Source organism: Paenibacillus glucanolyticus NBRC 15330, assembly GCF_004000885.1.
In the GTDB taxonomy this organism is placed as follows: domain Bacteria; phylum Bacillota; class Bacilli; order Paenibacillales; family Paenibacillaceae; genus Paenibacillus_AQ; species Paenibacillus_AQ glucanolyticus.
Genome location: NZ_BIMC01000002.1, coordinates 155,434 through 177,482, shown reverse-complemented (window position 1 = coordinate 177,482; position 22,049 = coordinate 155,434). Strand labels below are relative to the sequence as shown.

The 22,049-nt window shown below is 52.5% G+C and carries 15 protein-coding genes; 2 read left to right on the top strand and 13 right to left on the bottom strand.

Translation table 11 applies throughout. The features are described 5' to 3' along the window. Positions 1–513: 513 nt before the first annotated feature. The 13 genes from PGL02S_RS04550 to PGL02S_RS04490 all read right to left on the bottom strand — a co-directional run bounded on the left by PGL02S_RS04550 (position 514) and on the right by PGL02S_RS04490 (position 20,826). Positions 514–1,965: an MDR family MFS transporter gene (locus PGL02S_RS04550; RefSeq protein ID WP_006211665.1), complete on the bottom strand. Its 1,452-nt coding sequence runs from the start codon at positions 1,963–1,965 to the stop codon at positions 514–516. Continuing rightward, the gene (locus tag PGL02S_RS04545) at positions 1,962–2,189 is read right to left on the bottom strand and encodes an MbtH family protein (protein WP_006211666.1); all 228 of its coding nucleotides are present in this window, start codon (positions 2,187–2,189) and stop codon (positions 1,962–1,964) included. Before PGL02S_RS04545 ends, PGL02S_RS04550 begins: the two co-directional genes overlap by 4 nt. Continuing rightward, positions 2,173–9,405, bottom strand: coding sequence for an amino acid adenylation domain-containing protein (locus PGL02S_RS04540; RefSeq protein ID WP_036641630.1), 7,233 nt, complete (start codon positions 9,403–9,405; stop codon positions 2,173–2,175). Before PGL02S_RS04540 ends, PGL02S_RS04545 begins: the two co-directional genes overlap by 17 nt. 15 nt (positions 9,406–9,420) lie before the next feature. Continuing rightward, positions 9,421–10,398: an isochorismatase family protein gene (locus PGL02S_RS04535; RefSeq protein ID WP_036641627.1), complete on the bottom strand. Its 978-nt coding sequence runs from the start codon at positions 10,396–10,398 to the stop codon at positions 9,421–9,423. A 20-nt stretch (positions 10,399–10,418) separates the two neighbouring features. Continuing rightward, positions 10,419–12,071 (bottom strand): (2,3-dihydroxybenzoyl)adenylate synthase, encoded by a 1,653-nt coding sequence (locus PGL02S_RS04530; RefSeq protein WP_036641624.1) that lies wholly within the window; start codon positions 12,069–12,071, stop codon positions 10,419–10,421. Between the two features lie 3 nt (positions 12,072–12,074). After that, positions 12,075–13,319 carry an isochorismate synthase DhbC gene (gene dhbC / locus PGL02S_RS04525; RefSeq protein WP_036641622.1) on the bottom strand — a complete coding sequence of 415 codons (1,245 nt, stop codon included), beginning with the start codon at positions 13,317–13,319 and terminating at the stop codon, positions 12,075–12,077. A gap of 67 nt (positions 13,320–13,386) precedes the next feature. Beyond that, complete coding sequence (locus PGL02S_RS04520) at positions 13,387–14,172, bottom strand: 2,3-dihydro-2,3-dihydroxybenzoate dehydrogenase (RefSeq protein ID WP_036641619.1); 786 nt, start codon at positions 14,170–14,172, stop codon at positions 13,387–13,389. 13 nt (positions 14,173–14,185) lie between these two features. Next, a complete protein-coding gene (locus tag PGL02S_RS04515) occupies positions 14,186–15,028 on the bottom strand; it encodes an alpha/beta hydrolase (protein WP_036641618.1) in 843 nt (280 codons plus the stop codon). Between the two features lie 10 nt (positions 15,029–15,038). Beyond that, positions 15,039–16,109, bottom strand: coding sequence for an ABC transporter substrate-binding protein (locus PGL02S_RS04510; RefSeq protein WP_036641617.1), 1,071 nt, complete (start codon positions 16,107–16,109; stop codon positions 15,039–15,041). Positions 16,110–16,157: 48 nt separating this feature from the next. Further along, positions 16,158–17,375, bottom strand: coding sequence for an AraC family transcriptional regulator (locus PGL02S_RS04505; protein ID WP_036641616.1), 1,218 nt, complete (start codon positions 17,373–17,375; stop codon positions 16,158–16,160). 247 nt (positions 17,376–17,622) lie between these two features. After that, positions 17,623–18,423: a Cof-type HAD-IIB family hydrolase gene (locus PGL02S_RS04500; RefSeq protein ID WP_006211674.1), complete on the bottom strand. Its 801-nt coding sequence runs from the start codon at positions 18,421–18,423 to the stop codon at positions 17,623–17,625. 31 nt (positions 18,424–18,454) lie between these two features. Continuing rightward, a complete protein-coding gene (locus tag PGL02S_RS04495; RefSeq protein ID WP_006211675.1) occupies positions 18,455–19,216 on the bottom strand; it encodes a pseudouridine synthase in 762 nt (253 codons plus the stop codon). Then, positions 19,213–20,826 carry an RsmB/NOP family class I SAM-dependent RNA methyltransferase gene (locus tag PGL02S_RS04490; RefSeq protein WP_036641595.1) on the bottom strand — a complete coding sequence of 538 codons (1,614 nt, stop codon included), beginning with the start codon at positions 20,824–20,826 and terminating at the stop codon, positions 19,213–19,215. The genes PGL02S_RS04495 and PGL02S_RS04490 overlap by 4 nt, the downstream gene beginning before the upstream one ends. Before the next feature lie 159 nt (positions 20,827–20,985). Here PGL02S_RS04490 and PGL02S_RS04485 point away from each other — a divergent pair, with 159 nt between their 5' ends. Both PGL02S_RS04485 and PGL02S_RS04480 read left to right on the top strand, forming a co-directional pair. Next, positions 20,986–21,513 (top strand): thioredoxin family protein, encoded by a 528-nt coding sequence (locus tag PGL02S_RS04485; RefSeq protein ID WP_036641594.1) that lies wholly within the window; start codon positions 20,986–20,988, stop codon positions 21,511–21,513. Beyond that, entirely contained in the window at positions 21,510–21,965 is a 456-nt protein-coding gene (locus tag PGL02S_RS04480) for a PCYCGC motif-containing (lipo)protein (RefSeq protein ID WP_006211678.1), read from the top strand. Before PGL02S_RS04485 ends, PGL02S_RS04480 begins: the two co-directional genes overlap by 4 nt. The last annotated feature ends 84 nt before the right edge of the window (positions 21,966–22,049 follow it).

Here is a 22,049-nt window from a genome sequence, read left to right as displayed (position 1 = left end):
TATACCGTTTATTCTTTAGTCAGCATCCGAGCTTTCATGAGGTTAAGGGATATGCAATTTCTAATCCAGCTCATGCCTACCTTGGGCATGGATTACCGCTTCTGCAAGCTTTAGCTGCGTTCTGGGCGGATAGAAATAATCGTAACCGAGTTCCCCGAGTCATCAAGTTCATCGCCATATCATCCCATCCCTCCTCCATGCTGCTGTTGCTTTATCTTATTATCAATTTATCAGTTAACTGATTATAAGTCAAGTCAAAGAATCTTTAATTAAAGATTTTATGCAGATAGCTTGCTGATCTTATCTCTTGAATCGAAAGAGTAACAATGGTCGACAGCCATCCAAGCATGCCCCAAAACCACGCATCGTGCGGATGAGGAGAAGTCCATACGATGTACAATCAATGATAAAAAGCCACCTTGTCCAACTTACCAAGGCCGCTCTCATCATTAACATTTGCACACGATCTGCTCGAGCTTAACATCACTAACCCTAAAATACTTTTATCTTGTTTTAACTTTCAACCGGAGATGCCTGTTCTTTCACCGGCTTCGAAGCAACGGGCTTGCGAATCGTAGCCGCGGCATCCGAATCCCGAATCCAGCACGCAAAACCGACACCGATGAGCAGGAATCCTGCTGCTCCAAGCAATGCCGCCCGGTAAGCCATCAGATTCGGCTCCATGTCCCCTGCTGCGTTCACACTTCCCGTACCGACAGCCGCCAGGATGCCAGACAGCACAGCCAAGCCGATTGCAGGGCCCAGCCTGTTCTGCACGGTGAACCAAGTCGAAGCCCGCCCCATTGAGGTTGGCGGAATGGTAGCGAAGGCAGCAATCTGTACAGATCCGACGGTTTGGCCCAGGAAAATGCCCACGCCAAACAGCAAGCAGCGGATAAACCACGGATTTGTGTTTGCGTCCACCATGCTGAGCAGGATGAGGATAAGCGACGTTGCCAAGAGTCCCATGATAATGACGCGTCTCGGACCAAGCCTGGGATACGTCCAGGGCACGAGCTGTGAGGCAATCATGAGACCGATGGCTTCAGGGAACGTGGTCAGCCCCGTTTCCAGCGCTGAGACATGCAATGCGTTCTGATACATTAAAGGGAATACATACAGCATGCCTAGCAGCCCTGCGGAAGCGCACATCGCAATGAAGCCCGTTGTTCGGAACAAGCGGTTGCCAAGCAGTCGCAGATCCAGCAGCGGCTGCTTGACGCTCAGTTCTACCTTGACCAATGCAGCAAGCAATATCATGCCTGCCAGTCCTGCGATCCATACCCGCGGGGCATTCCATCCATGAAGCGGTCCCTGGCTGAGCGCGTACATAAGCAGCGCAAGACCCGGCGCGGACAGAAGAAAACCGGGTACGTCCAATCTGCCCGCATTCGGTTCTTTATGTTCCTTCAACCAGAACAGCCCGAACAATAGCGCTGGAATTCCAATTGGCAAGTTCACATAGAAGATCCACCGCCAAGTAAAATGCTCAACCATCAAACCGCTCACAATCGGTCCGATTGCTGGTGCTATTGCAATCGGCAGAATGAGTGAACGGGAGACTTTTGCACGCTCCTGCGGAGGAAATGTACGGAACAGCATCGCCATGCCGACCGGTGTCAGTAAACCTCCGCCGATGCCTTGAATTACCCTGAATAACGTCAGGGACGTTAAGCTGTCGGCAAAACTGCATAATGCGGACGCTCCGGTAAATATGGCCAGCGCCAGCAGAAACGTCCGCTTTGTCCCCCACTTGTCGCCAAGCCAGCCCGCCATCGGCAGAACGATGGCGAGGCTGACCAAGTAACCGACGTTCAGAATACCCGAAGCCGCTGGCGGTACATCAAGCTCCTGACTGATCGTCTGAAGTGCAACGTTCAGTACGGTGGCGTCCATAGCAACAACAAACATCGCTGCCACATAGACGATGCATAATACCTTTTTCGGATTCATCCAACGGCTCATGGCCTGTTTTCCGGTGCCGATCCGGCATTCGCATATAAACTCCGCGGCCGTAAATCGACCCAGTTTTCGTTGATGTAGGTCATGCACTCTTCTCGTGTGCTAAGCCCCAGCGCTTGAGTCCAGCCATCTGGAATAGCCGCGAAAGCCGGCCAAAGCGAATATTGTCCCTCATGATTCATCAATACGACATATTTGCCATCGGCTTGTTCAAAAGGATTTGTCATAAATTAGCTCCCTCCCGTCATCAGTTGTCTGCTTTTGATGTGCAGCTGCCTCCAGCTTGCCTAGAATACACTTGCCGATATAATCAAGCGGACCCGGCTGGCATAAATCCTTATGCCGGCATTCGATATCATGCCGCTCGATCACTCCGCCCACATAAGGGTTCCACATCTCCGGATCAATGGGATCGAACCAATCGGGAATGATGGTGGAATGGAAGAATAACATATCCCCCTCGAATCGCTTCGGAACGTAGGCCTTCAACAATTGAACCGAATTCTCATAGGTCGTTTTCAGATTCATCATCGTTTCTTCTTCAAGGGATGCCAGTGCACTGCTCTCGTTACGCAATAATTCAAGCGCCGTCGCAATGGTTAATGGCGTGTCGCCGAGCCCCTCCTCAATACTTTCCCTGTCAAAACCGCCAAGAGCGAGCAGCGCGGTCAAAGCCTCGTCTTCATCGGGATCATCCTTGATCGGCAAATAATGACTGGGATAAGCGTCCAGTATGGCGAGTAACTCGATGTCTTCGCCCGCTTCCTGCAGCTGTACCGCAATGGACTGAGCGACGTTACCGCCTAAGGACCAGCCAAGCAGCCGGTAAGGTCCCGTTGGTTGAATGGAACGTATGTGGCGGATATAATCTGCCGTCATCTCTTCCAAAGATTGCGGCAGCTCCTCCGCTTGGGCGATCCCCCTTGCCTGCAAGCCGTAAATCGGATAGTTCATGCCAAGATGCTTCATCAAGCCGGCGTAACACCAGCTCAATCCCCCGGCCGGATGCACACAGAACAGCGGGATTTGATTACCGTGTGTCCGAAGCGGAAGAACGACCTGCAGCGCGCTGTTCCCGCCACCCATCTCGAGCTTGTCAACAAGCCCCGCAACCGTGGGTGCTTCGAACAAAGCTGCAATGCTTAATTCTTTCCCCAGCGCTTCACGAACACGGCTGATCAATCGAACGGCCAGCAAGGAATGGCCGCCGAGCTCAAAGAAGCTGTCGTCAATGCCAACCCTCTTGGCACCCAATATTTCGGCAAACAACTCGCATAACACTTCTTCCTGCGGAGTTCTCGGATTACGACCGTCTGCATCAGACGTTATATCCGGGGCTGGCAGCCCCTTGCGATCCAGCTTGCCGTTGGGCGTAAGCGGCAGCTTGTCCATGAATAGGATCGCCCACGGAACCATGTAGTCAGGCAGCAGGGAAGCGGCATAACGGCGCAGCTCTGCACCCGAGGACGTCTCATTGGAATGGCTGACGACATAGGCGACAAGCCGTTTATCTCCGGGCTGATCTTCACGCACGATAACGGCAACCTGGGCGACGTCAGCATGGCGTATCAGAACCGATTCAATTTCCCCTAACTCAATGCGGAAGCCGCGTATTTTGACCTGATGATCAGAACGTCCCAAGTAATCCAGTGTGCCATCGGCAAATCGCTTTGCCAAATCTCCGGTCCGATACATTCTCGTACCTGGGGGACCATAAGGATCTGCAACAAACCGATCGGCTGTCAAGTCGGGACGCCCCCAATAACCACGTGCCAGCCCCGCCCCCGCGACGTACATCTCGCCGGTTACGCCATACGGAACGGGCTGGAGTTTGGAATCCAGCACATATACCCGAAGATCCGGGATGGATTCTCCGATGAGGCTGCTAGCTCCCGGCATCGCGCTATATCGGTTCAGCTCCAAATAGCTGACATGAACGGTCGTCTCCGTTATGCCGTACATATTAACAAGGCGCGGGGCATCATCAGCATGAAGCTGGTACCAGTCGTCCAGCCGCCCAAGCTCCAAAGCCTCGCCGCCGAATACAACGTACCTTAGCGCCAAATTCCTTCCCGTCTCCGGTTGCTCCCGATCCGCCTGTATCAATTGATAGAACGCCGATGGAGTCTGGTTCAGCACCGTTACGCCTTCTTGGGACAGCAAGCTTAGCATTTCATCCGGCGACCTGCTGATCGTATGGGGAACAACTACAAGTAGCCCGCCGTACAACAACGGTCCCCATATTTCCCATACCGAGAAATCAAAGGCATAGGAGTGGAACAAAGTCCACACATCCGTCTCATCAAAATGAAACCAATGCTCAGTAGACGTAAATAACCGGATGACATTCTGATGCGGTACAAGCACACCCTTGGGCTTGCCCGTAGATCCGGATGTATAGATGATGTAGGCCGCACTTTGCGGCATAAGCGGCCGGTGTCGCTCAAGATCGCTTGGATTCTGCTTGGAATAGCGCTGCAGTCGCAGAGCCTGCTCAGGCTCATCGATTACAATACGCTGCACACTTGCTGAATTCGGGAGCTGATCCATCACCTGAACACTTGCCAGGAGACATACTGGAGAAGCATGCTCCATCATATAAGCCAGTCGATCCGCCGGATATTCCGGATCCAGCGGCAGATATGCGGCTCCCGCCTTGAGTGCAGCCAGAATACCAATCACCATTTCGATAGAACGCGGGAGTGCCAGAGCCACAATCTGTTCCGTACCGACACCTGACGCGATTAACATATGAGCAAGCTGGTTCGCACGCTCGTTCAGCTCCTCATAACTCAGCGATTCGCCATCACAGACGATGGCTGTCGAAAGAGGCGAGCGGCCTACCTGTGCTTCAAACTGCTGGGGTATGGTAGCCTGCTTCGAGACAGGCAGCGGAGTGCTCCACTGCTGTCTCATTTCCTCACGTTCTTGTTCAGTCAAAATATCAAGTTTGCTGATTGATTTACTTGGTTCAATGACAGCACTCTCCAACACACGCACAAACCGTTCCGCCATCGCTTCCACAGAACTATGTTTGAACAAGTCTGTGCTGAATTCGATCCATCCGTCCAATCCGTCAGGCTCGCCGTTTGCATCCCGGCGCTCGGTCAACTCGAACGTTAAGTCAAACTTCGCCGTACCCACGCTTTGCAGCTGCAAGCTGGACGTAATTCCAGGCAGATCAAGCGAGGCTTCCGGTGTATTCTGCAGAACCAGCATCACCTGGAAGAGCGGGTGCCGCGCCCGGGAACGCCGTGGGTTCAGTGCCTCTACTAGGCGTTCGAACGGCACGTCCTGATGCTCGAACGCAGCCAGGCTCATCTCCCGTACGCGTTGCAGCAGTTCAGTGAATGACGGATCATCTGAGGTATCGACACGAAACACAAGCGTATTAATGAAGAAGCCGATCAGGTTGTCCAAATTGTCGTCGTTCCGGCCCGAGACGGGACTGCCAATCGGGATGTCCGTTCCCGCGCCGAGGTTGGTGAACAGTGCCGCCATGGCAGACTGAAATATCATAAATAAAGTAGCCCTGTTGTTCTGCCCCAGTGCATTTAACTGTTGATGCAGCTCGCGCGTAATCGGAAACGACACGCTTCCTCCCTGATAACTGGCCACTGCCGGTCTTGGATAATCGGTTGGCAGATCCAATTGCTCCGGCAAGCCGCGAAGTGCGCCTCTCCAATAATCCAGCTGGCGATTGATCAGACTGCTCTCGTCTCCCGAGCTGCCAAGCAGCTCTTCCTGCCAGATCGCATAGTCTGCATATTGAACTGGAAGCGGAGGCAACCCAGGGGTACTCCTCTGGCACCGTGCCGCATAGGCGTGGGACAGATCCCGTGTTAACGGGGTTAGCGACCAGCCATCTCCTGCAATATGATGCAGCAGCAGCAGAAGCACATATTCATCATCACCCAGCTTGAATAACTCTACGCGCAAGGAAATCTCGCTTGCTAACTCGAAACGGTATCGGACAGCCTCAGCTAACCGCTCAGGCAGATCTGCTTCGCTTATTTCGGATACAATCAGCTCAGGCCTTGCCTCCTCAATGGCTAAGATAAACTGATATGAAGCACCCAGATCATCCGGGTATATCGTACGCAGCGATTCATGCCGAGCGGCTACATCCCCCAGTGCCGACTTCAATGCATCCAGATCCAGCGTACCCGACAGGCGAGCCACAAGCGGAATATTATAGGTTGGGCTTGGCCCCTCCAGTCGATACAGGAACCATAATCGCTGCTGGGCAAACGACAGCGGGAGACGCTCTGACCGTTCAGCCGGGCGAACCGCATGTCTTGCCTCTTGTGCATGGTCAAGCCGCTTCACCAGACTCGCTGCTGTTGAAGCTTCAAACAAACTTCCGATGCTCAGCTCTACGCCGAAAGCCTCGCGGACACGAACCATCACCCTACCGGCAAGCAAGGAATGACCGCCAAGCGCGAAGAAATCATCATCTATCGTTACCCGGGGCAAGCCAAGCACCTCAGCAAAAATTCTGCAGAGCATTTCCTCTTGCGGAGTTCGCGGCATACGGCCAATCGCCGCATGATGATCGGGCACAGGCAGCGCTTTACGATCCACCTTCTTATTCGGAGTTAACGGCATGGTCTCAAGTCTTACGATGACAGACGGCACCATATATTCGGCCAGTTTCAGGGAGGCGTAGCGCCGCAGTTCTGCTGTATCTATCAAACCAGATGAAGCTGATAATGCCGGTACGATGTAAGCGACTAGCCGGCGATCACCTGCACGATCCTCGCGAACGATGACGGCAGCCTGCTCCACATCCGGATGAGTGACAAGCACAGACTCAATCTCTCCGGTCTCGATACGGAATCCGCGCAGCTTGATCTGATGATCGGCACGCCCCAAATAATCAATCCAGCCGTTCGGCAGCCATCTGGCGAGGTCGCCTGTTCTATACATTCGGGATCCGGGTGGACCGAAGGGATCGGCCACAAACCGTTCTGCGGTCAGGTCGGGTCGGCCCAAGTAGCCCCGGCCCAGTCCGGATCCTGCAATGTACAGCTCGCCAGCTACGCCAGGAGGTGCCGGAGAGAGTGACGTATCGAGCACATATAACCTCGTGTTCCAGATCGCCCCCCCTATGGATGGCTTCTCGCGTTCATGGTCAAGCTTGGCAGCCGTTGAATAAATCGTCGTTTCGGTCGGGCCATACTGATTATTCACTTCGCAGTTCAGTTCCTGAAGCGCAAGCTTAAGTCCAACCGGCAGGGCTTCGCCGCCTGTAATGACTTTCAGCCCCTTAAACTTCCCGGGACGGCAAGCAACAATCGACTGCCATAACGTCGGAGTAGCCTGCATAATGGTAGCGCCCGTCTCATGGATTCTGCGAATAAGAGCCGGTGCGTCGAGAATGGTATCCCTCATGACAATGTCGAGTGTCGAGCCGCATGTCAGCGGCAGGAGCACCTCCATCACCGAGATATCGAAGGAAATGGTAGTAACCGACAGGAGGCGATCCTGTTCACCGATCTCAATGCGCTCCTGCATATCCAGAAGTAGATTGGCAAGTCCTTCAAAAGTGAGCATCACCCCTTTCGGGCGCCCTGTCGAACCGGAGGTGTAGATGACGTAGGAAGGGTGAAGCGGCAACAGCGAGCTAATGCGGTCGTCATCTCCGGGATTATGAACGGCCTGCCGCTCCAGATCATGGAGGGTGGCCGGTGCATCCAACGCTACAATAGCTTCTGTTCTTATCATTTTGCCAAAATCCTCAGCCAGCTCCTGTGCCGTAATCAGACACATCGGCTTCGCATCTTCAAGCATGTAAGCGATCCGTTCGGACGGATAATCCGGATCTATCGGCAAATAGGCCGCTCCGGCCTTATGCACAGCCAGAATCGCAACAACCATATCCAGAGAACGCGGCAGCGATATGGCAACGATTCGGTCAGGACCTACACCGCGAGCAATAAGCATATGAGCCAGGCGATTAGCGTCCCTGTTCAGCTCCTCGTAACGAAGCGTTAACGCTTCACATACGACCGCCTCCGCCTTCGGGGTGCGTGCGGCCTGCATTTCGAACAATTTCGGTACACTTAGCCTCGGTAATGGACGCGCTGTATCATTCCACTCCAGGAGCACTCTGTCCCGTTCTTCTGGCAGGATAATCGACAAGCCTCCGACAGGATCAGCCGGTTCAGCGTCTGCAAGACTATCAAGCAGATACAAATAGCGGTGTAAATGGGACTCTAACTCCTCTTCGCTGTAAATGGACGGATTGGCATCCATATCCATCCTCAGCCCGTTCCCATCCATGCTACCATACACGTTCAATGACAGATCATCCACGGGACCGGAGCCAAGATTGCGGACGCTGCCGCCGTATCCTCCAAAATTTAATTCCTCTACAAAGGGCATCACATTCACCATCGGCCCGAACAGCCTGCGGTTATCCGCCAGCAGCTTAAGATCACGTCGAATGTCCTGATGCCTGTAGCGTTGATGACGCTTGATGTCGCGAATCTCTGCTGCGACCTGCTGCAGCAGCTCCATCAGACTCATATCGGGCCGTACAAACACGCGAAGCGGCAGCAAATTCATCATCATGCCTGGAACACGGATCGAGGCTGAGCCTAGTCGACACATGACCGGCAAGCCAAGCACAACCTCATTTGCCCCTGTTATACGATGTACGTACAGAGCCGCTGCAGCTGCAACGACGTCCGGCCAGCTTGTCCCTGTTGCTTGAGCGGTTGACTGCCAGCGATGCAGCGCAGATTCGGGAAGCTGCGCAGATCGGCGCAGGAAGCTCCGTGCAGACCGCTGGGCGTGGCCGCCTAAACTGACAACCTCCGGTTCATCAGCAAAGCGCTTCAGCCAGAACTGACGATCCGCCTCGACCTGTTGGGACATGCGATAAGCCGTATCTTCTTCCAGGATCGTACGAAATGGGCCAAAAGCAGCTGGTTCAGAATATCCACCGCCTGCTAATGCCGTATAAACCTGGGCAACTTTTTTTAACAGCAGCGATACGCCGAAACCGTCGATTACGATATGATGAATGCGCTGATACCAATAGTAGCGATCGGATGCCAGCTTGAGCAGTGCCTCCGTGAACAACGGCCCTCGGCTCAGATCTACAACTTGGGCAAGGTCGTGCTCCATCCAACATTGGGCAGCATGAACCGGGTCATCCTGCCCGCTGACATCGATAACCTGAAGCTGCCACTCCGGGGAAGGAACGATATACTGCCAAGGACCGTCCGCATCTTCACCGAAGCGAACGTGTAAGGCTTCCGCCTCCCCCACCGCTTGTCGTACAGCCGTTTCGAATAGAGTCTGATCTACAGGACCGCGTATCTCAATGCATTCCGCTGTGTTGAATATCGGGTTGTCTGGATCAAGCTGCTGCGCAAACCAAATACCCAGCTGAGCTCCGGACAGAGAACAGCGCCCCCTCTTCTCCTCAAGCATATAAATCCCCTCCCTCTATACCGTATAGTAATCATAATTAGGCGGCGACACACTCATCTTGATTGAGAGCAGCTTCCACCAATCGGCCAGTGTGGGATGTTCAGCTAATTCCACAAAGCTGATATCGATGCCGTCGCGACGCAAACGCTCGGTCAAACTCATAATTCGAATGGAATCCAGTCCCCAGTATTCGATCAGATTTTCGGTTTCGCCCAGATTAGCAGACTCCTCCTGTAATAGGGCTGCCACTTCATCTCGAAGTCTTTGCAGTGTCAGCAGGGGTTGTTCTTCCACAGCTACCCTTTCATCCATTCCTCCGCCGAACGATCCAACCCCCTCAGACTCGGGCCGGTAAGCTTGGGTCAGCGAGGTGACAAGGCGTTCCGTCGTCAGTGTTACAGCGCATCGTTCTGCAGCGTAGGTAAGCGCCAGATGATGCTTCTCTTCCGAGAAATCCGCAAGTGCATCCGCAATGAAGAAGGGCTGAATATCCTTCATAAAGGCCTCGCTGGCAGTCAACAAGCAGCCAATATGCGCATAGATGCCGCATATCATCAACTGGTCTCTCCCTTGCTCACGCAAAATCTCCAGCAAATTCGTTTTTTGGAATGCGCTGTATCTCCATTTGGTTAGGAGCATATCTTGTTCAGCAGGCGCAACCGCATCAACGAACTTTTTCTGATAGGGTCCGTCATCGATGCCGGACCCCCAGAAATCCTGCAGCAGGCCGCGCTGCTCGGGCGCCTGGCCGCCAGGCTGTGCGGAATAGATAACCGGAATCTCCAGCTCTGTACAGTAAAGACGCAGCTTCTGAATATTGGCGATCAACTCCACGACAGGAGATTGATCAGGTGTAAATGCATCAACGAAATATTGCTGCATATCGTGGATGAGCAGCACGGCACGACTCGGGTCCGCCGTCCACGTCACCTTGTTCTTGGGTAAATCTGTCTCCACAGGCATTGGATAAGGTAATATCTTAGGAAGTGCCATCCTATCTCCTCTTTTCTCGTTTATTTTGAAACGTTCACCCGTTCATCCTGCTGTTGTGCCGCAAGTTCACGCAGACTCTTTTTGCTCACTTTGCCTACCCCGGTGTGGGGGAAGGATTCCATAAACTCCACCCGATCGGGGATTTTATATGCAGCCAGCCCTCTTTTTCTAAGAAAAGCCTTCAGCTCATTGCCGCTGATGGCAGGATCATGCACGATCACAAAAGCACAGGTCCGCTCGCCAAGAAACTCGTCCGGCATGGCTACCGCAGCTGCGTCGTGCACGTTCGGATGGGCAAGCAGATGATTCTCAACCTCCTCTGCCGCTACTTTATCGCCTCCGCGGTTAATCTGATCCTTCGAACGGCCTTCAATTACCAAGTAACCGGAAGGCGTCATGCTTGCAAGATCGCCCGTACGATAAAAGCCGTCTGACGTAAATGCCCTCTCATTATGTTTATCCGCTTTATAATAACCGCGAATGGTATAGGGTCCTCGTGTCAGCAGCTCCCCTACCTCACCGGGAGGTACCTCAACATCATCCTCATCGACCAACCGCACTTCATCGAACGGCGACATCGGTCGCCCCTGTGTATTCACCGTGATTTCTTCAGGATCATCCAGCCTGGTATAATTCACCAAGCCTTCCGCCATTCCGTATACTTGCTGTAACGTGCAGCCCAGGACCCTTTTCACCCGCTTGGCTGCCTCGGCACTGAATTTGGCCCCGCCAACCTGCAGCACCTGCAGATGAGACAGATCATAATGACGGGATTGAGCCGCCTCAAGCCAGATCAAGGCCAGTGGCGGAACGACAGCCGTAATCGTCACTGCCTCTGATCTTATAAGAGGAAATGCGACATCGGGACTGGCTGAACGGGCAAGCACCACGCAACCTCCCGCATACAATGTCCCCAGCACGCCCGGCGAGCTGAGCGGAAAATTATGGGCGACCGGAAGTACGGCCAAGTAGACGCTCTCCTTATGGAGAGCACATACTTCCGCACTAACGCGCAGGCTGTATATATAATCGTCATGCGTGCGCGGAATGAGCTTTGGAAGCCCGGTCGTTCCTCCCGACAGCTGCAAGAATGCAACGTCGCCAGAATCAGGACCCTCCGCGTCTAACCGGTCGTACACTTCGTTCGCGGCATCTATATACAAATCGTCCAGGGAGGTAAATGCCCCCGAACCCGGGTCGCCTGCCACGATGACATGACGAAGCGATGGGACCGATGCTTGGACTTGAGACGCTAATTCCCGGTAATCAAATCCCGAGTCCTTGTCTGTAATGATATAGGCAGCCGCCTCGCTGAACCCGCATAAATAGACGATTTCGCTCCTGCGATGAACAGGCAAAGCAAAGACAGGCAGCGCCCCGATCCGGAACAGCGCGAATATCGTATCGATAAATTGCGCTATATTCGGGAGCTGAACGATAATTCGATCCTCGGCCTTAATTCCGAGTTTAAGAAAACCGGCAGCCAAACGGTCCACTCGATGGTCCAGCTCCGCATAACTGATCCGCTGATCACCGCTCACGACTGCGATCCGTTCTCCGTCTGCTGCGGCCCGCTTCCGCAGCAGCTGTCCGAAGGTTTCTCCCTGCCAGCATCCTTCCGCGCGATAACGGTTCGCAAATTCCTCAGGCCAAGCCCTCCATCCTGCCAACATGGCTTATTCCTCCTTCAGAGTCATCGGTTGTTGTTCGTTCAAGCCCATAGCAGCCAGGATCGTGCGGAATTTAGCTGACGTCTCGGCCAGCTCTGCATCTGCATCTGAGCCTGTCACAATGCCGGCCCCCGCAAATACCCGCATGAATTGCCCTTCCGTTTCCGCACAGCGAATCGTGACAGCCCACTCTCCGTCCCCGTTTGCATCCAACCAGCCCACGGCTCCCGAATAGAAGCCGCGATCAAACGGCTCGATCTCTTGAATGACATTCCGGGCCGCATCGCTGGGCGTACCGCATATCGCTGGTGTCGGATGCATTGCCAGGGCAAGATCCAGTGACGTCACCGCATCATCCTTCAGCACGCCGTTGATTTCAGTAGACAGATGCCACATGGCCTTCGTCTGTATAAGCGAAGGGCCTGGGGGAACGTCCAGCTTGCTGCAATAAGGCTGTAAAGCAGCTGCCACCGCATCAATGACAACCGCATGTTCGTATCTGTCCTTCGCGGAGGACAGCAGCGCCGCCGCCCGCCGCTCATCTTCAACCGGATCCTCACTGCGCGCTGCAGAGCCGGCCAATGGATTAGCTTGAATCCGGAGCCCCTTCTTCGTAACGAGCAGCTCGGGACTTGCACCGAATAGCGTTCGTGTCGATGCAATGGCATCAGGACTGGTGGAGAGCGATAATTCCGGCAGCAATGGAACCGCAAAGGTATAACCATGAGCGTGATAATATGCTAAGTGATACAAGATTTGAGGAATTTGCAAGGCCTGGGGAAGATGGATGTATAATGTTCGGGAAAGCACGGCTTTCTGGAGTACATCTTGCCGGATCAGCTCCAGCACACGGTCTACGCCTTGCTTGAATTGCGCGGGTCCCGGAACAGGCTGTACTTCATAACCGGAAATTTGCGGTCTTTCGGGCGCTTCTCCCGTTGTGAATTGAAGTAAGTCATACCACTGTGCTGTAAGGGGGATAAACAGGTTTGCCGGTTGCAATGTGTTAAAAGGGATGGCACCTACAACCACGGCTTCCGTTCGTCCCGCTTGCTTCGCTGCTCCCAGCAGCTCCGCTACACGTTCCGGCAGCGACCTGTTGTCGTTTCCCGAGGGGATCGACAGCCTCGAATACTCTCCATGCGTTAATAACGTCTTGCGCGGCGATGAGAAGAAGAAAGACGAACCCGACCGATATTGTTCCATAAGTTTCGCAGCCTCGGCTGCGGTTGGAGCATCATAGCGTAACATTACAGTCTCCTCTCTGCTTATGAGCCTACCCATATTTTTTTTGGAATCTCGTACAATCCGAGAATCCTCAGCAGCCCAAAATCGCACCGCCATCTACGCACAAATCCTGCATCGTAATATGTCCTGCCTGATCGGATGCCAGAAACAGAACAGCATCCGCAATATCGGAAGGAAGTGCGATTTTGCCCAGCGGTATGCCGACACGAAAGGATTCAAGCGAACCCTCAATGACAGACTCTGCCCCTTGACCGCCCCTCCATAACAAACGCTGCATCTCTGTATCGGTAGAGCCGGGAGAAACGACATTGCATCGGATGTGATGACGGGCATATTCGAGTGCCAAACATTTCGTGAACATGGTCGATGCTGCCTTGGAGGAAGCATAGGCAGACATCTGTGCACGCGGAACTTTGGACGCATTCGATCCGACCGTTATGATAGCCCCTCTATTGCGTCTCGCCATACGCCGCACAACGGAACGCGACGTGTAGAACACGCCGTTTGTATTGACGTTAAAATGCGTCTGCCAATCCTCGTCATCCAGTGAATCAATCCCGCCGATTCGCAGCACACCCGCGACATTAACGAGAATATCAATCGGACCAAGCTCGCTCTCGATTCGCTCAACAGCAGCTTCGACATCGGCGCTGTGACCGACATCGACTTGATAAGCGGCTGCTAGCGCATCCGATTGGCTTAAATCAGCGGCGAGGCTGATCAGCTCAGCCTCCTTCTGATCGCAAGCCGCCACAATGGCTCCTTGCTGAGCGAGAGCTCGTGCCACCGCCTCCCCAATACCTTGGGCAGCCCCGGTCACGAGTGCCACTTTTCCTCGGATACCTGCATACTCCATATCATTCAACTCCTTAGTCATCAGGATTGAGCGCAAACCTCAAGGCTTTGCTTATGAGGACGGGCAGCACAGAGAGATGCCCTTCGCTCTCAAACTCCTTAAATTCAGCATGAATGCCGTATCCCGACAGAGGAGCCAAGCGTTCTGCGAGCTGACAAGCGCTTATGCAATTGCCAGTCACATGAGACCTCTCCAGTTCTCCCGCGCCAAGCATCAGCCGCACCTGGAGCGGATCTTCCTTCACACGCTCGGTAAAGCGCTGTTCCATCTCACGCAGATACTCCTGATTCCAATGAATGGAAGGACTCCCTGCAATGTAATATCTGAATGCCTGCGGTTTGCTGAACATGGCATACAGCGTGAACAATCCGCCAAGTGAATGGCCGAATATCGCCTGGCGATTACGGTCAATGTTAAACTCGCTTTCGATCTGCGGCTTCAAGTCCTCCTCCATAAATTGCAGGAATTCAGCCGCTCCCCCCTGTTCCGGTACCGAGTTGCCATCAAACTTGTTCCTGAATTTCGTATTGGGAAAAGGCGTGTAATCATAGAACCGGTCCGGAGCGTACTGCCCCTCCGTCTCATAACCGATACCGATAATGACAGCAGGCAGAATCCCCGTTTTGTCCGGTCGATGACACTGCAGACGCAGGGTTTCGACCATCGTATGGAACACGCTGTTGCCGTCTAACAAATAAATAACTGGATACCCTGCCGGAGGAGCCTGCCCCATCGGCTGTGCGGCCATGATCCGATAGCGGCGATGCCCTGCACTCGACTGTTTTACCCAATGCTCTGCATTTGACAGCTCGACACTGCGACGCATCATATCCAGATGGAGTATAGGATTGCTCATGATGCCCTCCCTATTGACCCGTAATGGAGCGAACGACATCGTCTACGATTTTCTCGTATGCAATGAGGCCACTTCCAAGCCAGTAAGCGTTATTTGCTTCATACACCTGCCCATTCTTGACAGCAGGCATGCTCTTCCAGATCTGGCTTTCCGTCATTTCCTTCATGCGCTCGGTTCCTTGATCATAAGCGTTAATTACAAAAACATAGTCCGCATCCAGCTGAGGAAGGATCTCTAATGAGATGTTAGCCGCATTTTCGTTCTCGACAAGCTTGGACTTGCCAAGCCCTAGATCCTGATGAATAACGAACCCGCACAGATAATTTCCGCCCATCAGACTGACACCTCTAGGTGCAAAACGAATAATGGCAACCTTCTTGTCCCCAACCACCTGACTGAGCTTATCTTTCGCTTCGCTTGCTTTTTGCCTATAGTTGGCCAGGGCTTCGTCAGCCTCTGGAGCTTTCCCCAGCAGAACCCCCAGCGTTGCCAGAGACTTCTCAACATTGCCGGAGGCATTCTTAAACACATACGTCGGCGCGATTTTGGCATATTTCTCATAAGTTCCATCCGCTGCGTAAGTTTCTGTATGCAGTACGATAAGATCCGGCTCATAGGACATTAACGCTTCCGGTGAAGGCAAGCCTCCTGAAAAATCAATCAGAGGGATGCCATTCAGCTCCTCCTGCAAATAGGCATGTCCGATCTTGCCGTTAGCCCACTGTGCAACAGGCTTCACACCCAGCTTCAACAATGAATCCTCCATATTAGGTGCGAATACTTTACTCACGTCGGCCGGAATTTTAACTTCATGCCCAAGTTCATCCGTAACCGTCCGTTCCTCCCCTGCAGCTGCCACCTCATCAGGCGTCTGCGTTTCCTCTGTCGATTTGTCGCCGCCTTCTCCTGCATTAGAGACTTCAGTCGCTGCATTCTTTGTTGCCTGCTGATCACCATCCGCTGTCCCGGAATCGCCCTTGTCCCCACAGCCTGACAGCAAGCCTATGACGAGTACACAGCACACAATTGCTGATATTTTGATTCTCCAACTACCCTCTACACGGTTCACACGTTTTGCCACAATCAATCTCCTCCTGTGATAATGATTCTCAATTAAGTCGAGTATATATTATGTGGCAAAAGATTCACCATGGCTTTTATCCAGAACTCCATTTGGACTATCTCCTGTAAACAGCAGCAGCGCCTCGTCCAGCATTCTCGTAACCGCAAGCGCAGAATATTCAAACCAGGGATCGGACGAGATCATATATACACCACCTTGAGCGACGGCTCTGAGTTTGTGCCATTTGGCAGAATACTGAAGCGCAAGCCAACTGCGGCGAGAGGCGGCTTCAGGGCATACCGCAATCAGGATCCGGCCAGGATTGCACTCCAGCAGATCATCCAGCGAAATCGGCTGATTATGGTTGGCATCCAAAGCGCAGGGAGCAATCAGCTGCAAATCCTGATACAGCACTTCCCCAAGCCCCCGGTTACCATATATATAGAGGTTCGAGCCGTATATCCGCAGCGCGATGACTTTCTCTTTTCCAACCACTTGCCGCATTTGCGAGCGTGCATACCGGACTCTCTGTTCATACTGCTCGATCCATAATGCCCCCTGTTCTTCTTTGCTCAAAAAAGCGGCGATTGTCCTAAGCTGATCCCTCCATCCTGCACGGGATGAAACGATCAAGGTAGGAGCAATATGCTTCAGCTTGCTGATATTGTCTGGACCAAGATGATCCATACCGATAATGACATCAGGCTTTGCGCGAAATAACTGCTCGATATTCTCTTCGAATCGGCTATCCGGGTAGGGGGACGTAAGTTTCAGCCGGGACTTGATCTCCGAGTTGTAGGCATTGTAGTAGTATGGGGTCCACTTGGCATCAAGAGGCGCGGCCGCGGGTATGACATTCAGTGCCACCAGCTGCCCAATGATGGATGAAGAGCAGGCCGCAATCAGCTGCCTTGAATTTCTGACATATTCCGTCGGGGACATGCCCACCTTCTTCTTGAATTTACGACTGAAGTAGAATTCATCCTTATAACCAACCTTCAGCGCAATATCTCTTAGCCGATCGTCGGATTCAACCAAATGGCGCTTCGCGTGATTAATACGCACATCGGTCAAGTAATCAATGGTCGTCTGACCAAAGGTCTTCTTGAACAGATCCACAAAATATTTAGGACAAATATTAGCCATCTGCGCCAATTGGGAAATGGATAACGCTTCGTTATAATGACGATCTATATATTCCTTAATCTCAACCAGGCTGGTTTTTCCATTCCGGTCCGAATCCAACATGTAATCTTCTATTTTCAGCTCTTCTTCTGTACGCATGAGCAGCCTCCCTTGGATCAAATCGATGAACAGATGTATTCTCCATCTCGAAATAATTGATAATGATTATCATTTTCATTTATAAAAATAGCATGCCAACATTAGGGTGTCAATCCAAATTTGGAAGGATATGCATGACATTCGGTTCCGAATGGACTCTGTGAAGAGACCCATTCCACACAAAAACCCCGCCACAGGCACTTGATTCAAGTGTCTGTGGCGGGGTTCATTGTTTAGCCTATTCGATTTATGACAAGCAGTATTTTACCAGCGCTTCGTGTACGCCATCCTCGTTATTTGAAGTCGTCACCGCATTGGCAGCAGCCTTTACTTCCACAGGAGAATTATCCATCGCAATACCCATCCCGGCAAAAGTCAGCATCGTGATATCATTAAAGTAATTGCCGATGGCAAGCACCTCTTCCTGTTGATAACCTCTATTGGCTGCCAGCTGCTTCAGCGCATTTCCTTTGGATGCATCACGATGCATGAGATCGATAAAGAACTCCCCGCTTCGCAGCATGTTGAGTGGGAGGTTCCACTTGCTCCAATCCCCGTAAACCCGGTCCATATCGGCCGACTCGCCGAAAGCCGTAAGTTTCACCACCGGGCCCGACAGCTCCTCCCATGCCGGGAGGTTGCTTGGCAGCATCAAGTAGTTTTCATACATAAACCGAACAGGGCCAGCAAGCTCCTCCACTTGGTCCACATACATCTCAAATGCAGTATTCACGTCAAAATGCACGCCATGCTCACGGCAGTATTTCATGAAGGGCTCGAGCTGAAGGGGATCCATGCCGAACTGATGCACAATCTTCTGGGTCTCCACTTCGACCGTTGCCGCGCCGTTATGACTGATAACATAACCGCCAAGACCCATACTTTTCATAAAAGGAATCGAATTCAGCGGACCTCTTCCTGTGCACAGTACAATTTCTACCCCTTGTTTTGCAGCTTCCATGACGGTGTTTCTGGTTTTTTCCGTAATTTCATGATCATCGTTCAGCAGCGTTCCGTCAACATCCAGTGCCACCAACTTGTATGCCATTCTCCATCCATCCTTTTAAATATCTATTTCTCTATAATGACGCTGTTCTTCCAATCAAAGCCAGCTCTTCTTCGGTCAGCTCCCGATATGTCCCGATCTCGAGACTTTTATCCAGTCGAAGCTCACCCATGCTGACTCTTTTGAGATACACGACCTTTTTGCCGACCGCCTCGAACATCCGCTTTACCTGATGAAATTTCCCCTCATGAATCGTCAGCGAGATGCGCGACAGAATGACTCCGTCATCCCGTTCCTCATGGGAATGGATCACCAGCTCCGCTGGCATGGTAGCATACCCGTCATCCAGGGTGACCCCCGCAGCAAACAGCCGGGCATCTTCTTCCCCGACGCGGCCTTCTACAATCGCTTCATAGGTTTTGGGGATATGCTTTCGCGGTGACAGTAGTTCATGGGCCAATTTACCGTCGTTTGTCAGCAGCAGCAGTCCTTCCGTATCCTTATCCAGTCTGCCCACCGGGAACGGCTCGAAGACAAGATAATCCTTGTCCAGAAGATCCAGCACCGTTCGATCCCGAAGGTCTTCTGTTGCCGAAACGACACCCGGAGGTTTGTGCAGCATTATATACACGTATTCCCGGTATTGAATGGTCTCACCCTCAAACTCAATGATGTCCGTATAAGGATCAACATGTTTGCCGGGATCTTTCATCACCGTGCCATTAACAACAATGCTTCCTTGTTTGGCCATTTTCTTCAGCTCGGCACGTGAGCCGAAACCCAGATTAGAGAGCACCTTGTCCAATCTTTGCGTTGTTCTTCCCTTTGCACTCATACCGATGTCCACCTCCAACCTGCCGGATACTCATTCTTCAGCATGCCTGCCTGCCATTTGCCCCATCCCGCTGAGTACCCGTCTATACAGACTAACACATAACCCTTAGCTTCAGGACCCTGACGGCATACCACGCGCTCCTCAGAGATCGACAGGGTTTCGCCTTTCAAATAACGTACCGCTTCCCCGTCCTCGGAGGACAGACTCACATATCTTGCAGCCTCCTCCGGATGAAGCGCCGTCGCCAGGGGATGACCGGGCACGAACCGTTCATTCTTCAGTTGTCCCATATACCATCCAGGACGGATCACCTTCAGTTGCTTCAGCCGATCTTCCGGCAGCGAAGATATATACACGTGGTTTCCATACAACACAGGGTATCCTGACAGACTTCCATGCAGCTGCTCGCGGATAAAGTCATAAAACGGATCGATTGAGATGTAATCCGCCTGACGATCCCCACTGCCCCGGCGTGATGTCTGCTGACGAGCAGCACTTTTACCGCTTTTACTGTTTTTCCCGGATTGCCCCATCTTTTCTTCCCGGAGTGACAGTTTCCCTTTGCGCTCGCGCGGTTTATCAGTTCGGGAGGAGACGGCAAGCGTCCCGTCGTTCGAATGGTCCTGCAGCATCAAGGCAGCCCGTTTCGATTCGTCATCCCCTGAAGTCAGCTCGCCCTCCCGCTGAAGCACAGCCATAAAATGCCCTTCACCCTTCACCTTATGCGGCCACAACCTGGCCGTTCCGGTCAGCTGTATCAGTACGTCGTCCCCCACGTGCCCTTGTCCTGTCAGCCACTTGGTTTCACCCGGGGAGAAATAGTCCGAATGCTCCACTGGGACTAAGCGAAAATCCTGATGGTTGTTCAGAAACTCCGCAATCATCCCCTCATTCTCCTCCGGTGAGAAGGTGCAGGTGGAATACACGAGCCGACCTCCAGGCGTAAGCATTTTTGCAGCCGACGTCAAGATTTCCCGCTGCATCTCTGCAAATTTAAGGGGAGACGATTCTTCCCAATACTTCAGCATGGATTCGTCTTTACGGAACATTCCTTCGCCGGAGCAGGGAGCATCAATTAATATTTTCGTGAAAAATCGGGGGAAAGCCCCGGCAATCCGCTCCGGGTCCTCATTAAGAACGACGGCGTTCCGGACGCCGTACATTTCCAGGTTTTTGGCCAGCGCCTTCGTCCGGTCGGGATGAAGATCATTGCTGACCAGTACTCCCTCCCCCTTCAGCTTGGCCGCAATTTGCGTGGATTTGCCGCCAGGGGCTGCGCACAGATCCAGCACGATATCCCCAGGGGCAACGCCCAGCAATTCAACCGGCGCCATGGCGCTGGGCTCCTGTATATAATAAAGCCCTGCATGATAATAAGGGTGCCGTCCCGGGCGTTCCCCATCCCGAATATAAAAACCGGTAGAACACCAGGGAATGGGCTCCAGCTCAAAGGGCGATACCTTCAGGAATTCCTCTCTGCTGATCTTCAGCGTATTGACCCGAATGCCTGCATACGGAAGCTGTTCATACGACTTCATAAAATTGTCATAGTTTTCGCCAAGCAGCGATTTCATCTTCGCCAGAAACGGCGAAGGCAGACGTAATGCCATACTAAGTACCTACCTGTTCTGTATCGTATCGGTTTGAATGATATTTTCGCATTACCGAAGCGGACTTTCGCATGTTCCGCTCCGACTTTTAATATTGTATAATAAACTACATTAAAAAGGACAAGTCCTTGTTATTATTAATCATTAGGGGGTGGATCCATGAACCGCAAAAAAAAGAATAAATACACCGCGTTATACGCCTTTGGCGGAGTCTTCATTGTATTGGTCGCTGCACTCTTTTTCCTGAACGGTCAAGGAGAAGCAAGCGAATTGTATGGCGGTAAGAAGGTCTCCAGCCTGAACCCGGCCACGCAGGAACTCCTTAATGATCCGAACTACCAGCAAATTATTTTGCCGGATCAGCTGAAGAGCAAGGTAGACAACAAAGAGAACTTTTTCGTATACTTCTTTGCTTCCGACTGTCCGCACTGCCGGGCGACAACCCCGGAATTGATGCCTTTGGCAGATGATGCCGGCATTACGATGCACCAGTATAACCTCCGTGAGTACCAGGAAGGCTGGAGGGAATACAATATTGAGTTCACCCCAACGCTTGTCTACTATGAGAACGGTGTGGAGAAAGAACGCATGATTGGCGGATTGAAGCCGGAAGGCTCCAGTGAAGGCTACTCGGTGGAAGACTTCAAGCAATTCCTTGATAAATACAAGGGGAGCGTGACGCCATGAACCGCACTCGCGCTATACTCTTTACCTTCGTCATTTCAGGCATGCTGCTTACCGCTTGCGGCGGCAAAGAATCCGCTGTGGGGCATCAGCACGGCGCCGATTCTGAACGATACGAGACAACTGCGAGCCTGACGGTCATGCCGGAATTCCTGTCGAGTTATACCGACAATACGCAAGCAACCTATGCCACGGTCGCCGAATTAGAGGACATCATCAAGGATATCAAATGTTATTGCGGCTGTATGGATGAGGAAACCGGCTATCACGATTCCCTCCACCGCTGCTTCATCGCCGAGAGCAAGGACGGCGAAGTCAAATGGACGGACCATGGCGCCCAATGCGGCATCTGTCTGACCGAGCTGCAGGATGCCAAGCGGCTTCATGATGAAGGAAAATCCGTCGAGGAGATCAAAGAGTTCATCGATAACAAATACAAAGGCACCGAATCCTGATCACTGCATTTCCGCATAAAAGAGCTGCCCGGAGTAGATCACTCTACAGACGGGCAGCTCTTTTTTTCACCTTGTTTCCCCTTG

Bases quoted from the DNA above. Each gene is read 5' to 3' on its own strand.
- PGL02S_RS04550 (WP_006211665.1), bottom strand. From the start codon at position 1,965: ATGAGCCGTTGGATGAATCCGAAAAAGGTATTATGCATCGTCTATGTG.
- PGL02S_RS04545 (WP_006211666.1), bottom strand. From the start codon at position 2,189: ATGACAAATCCTTTTGAACAAGCCGATGGCAAATATGTCGTATTGATG.
- PGL02S_RS04540 (WP_036641630.1), bottom strand. From the start codon at position 9,405: ATGCTTGAGGAGAAGAGGGGGCGCTGTTCTCTGTCCGGAGCTCAGCTG.
- PGL02S_RS04535 (WP_036641627.1), bottom strand. From the start codon at position 10,398: ATGGCACTTCCTAAGATATTACCTTATCCAATGCCTGTGGAGACAGAT.
- PGL02S_RS04530 (WP_036641624.1), bottom strand. From the start codon at position 12,071: ATGTTGGCAGGATGGAGGGCTTGGCCTGAGGAATTTGCGAACCGTTAT.
- dhbC (WP_036641622.1), bottom strand. From the start codon at position 13,319: ATGTTACGCTATGATGCTCCAACCGCAGCCGAGGCTGCGAAACTTATG.
- PGL02S_RS04520 (WP_036641619.1), bottom strand. From the start codon at position 14,172: ATGGAGTATGCAGGTATCCGAGGAAAAGTGGCACTCGTGACCGGGGCT.
- PGL02S_RS04515 (WP_036641618.1), bottom strand. From the start codon at position 15,028: ATGAGCAATCCTATACTCCATCTGGATATGATGCGTCGCAGTGTCGAG.
- PGL02S_RS04505 (WP_036641616.1), bottom strand. From the start codon at position 17,375: ATGCGTACAGAAGAAGAGCTGAAAATAGAAGATTACATGTTGGATTCG.
- PGL02S_RS04500 (WP_006211674.1), bottom strand. From the start codon at position 18,423: ATGGCATACAAGTTGGTGGCACTGGATGTTGACGGAACGCTGCTGAAC.
- PGL02S_RS04495 (WP_006211675.1), bottom strand. From the start codon at position 19,216: ATGAGTGCAAAGGGAAGAACAACGCAAAGATTGGACAAGGTGCTCTCT.
- PGL02S_RS04490 (WP_036641595.1), bottom strand. From the start codon at position 20,826: ATGGCATTACGTCTGCCTTCGCCGTTTCTGGCGAAGATGAAATCGCTG.
- PGL02S_RS04485 (WP_036641594.1), top strand. From the start codon at position 20,986: ATGAACCGCAAAAAAAAGAATAAATACACCGCGTTATACGCCTTTGGC.
- PGL02S_RS04480 (WP_006211678.1), top strand. From the start codon at position 21,510: ATGAACCGCACTCGCGCTATACTCTTTACCTTCGTCATTTCAGGCATG.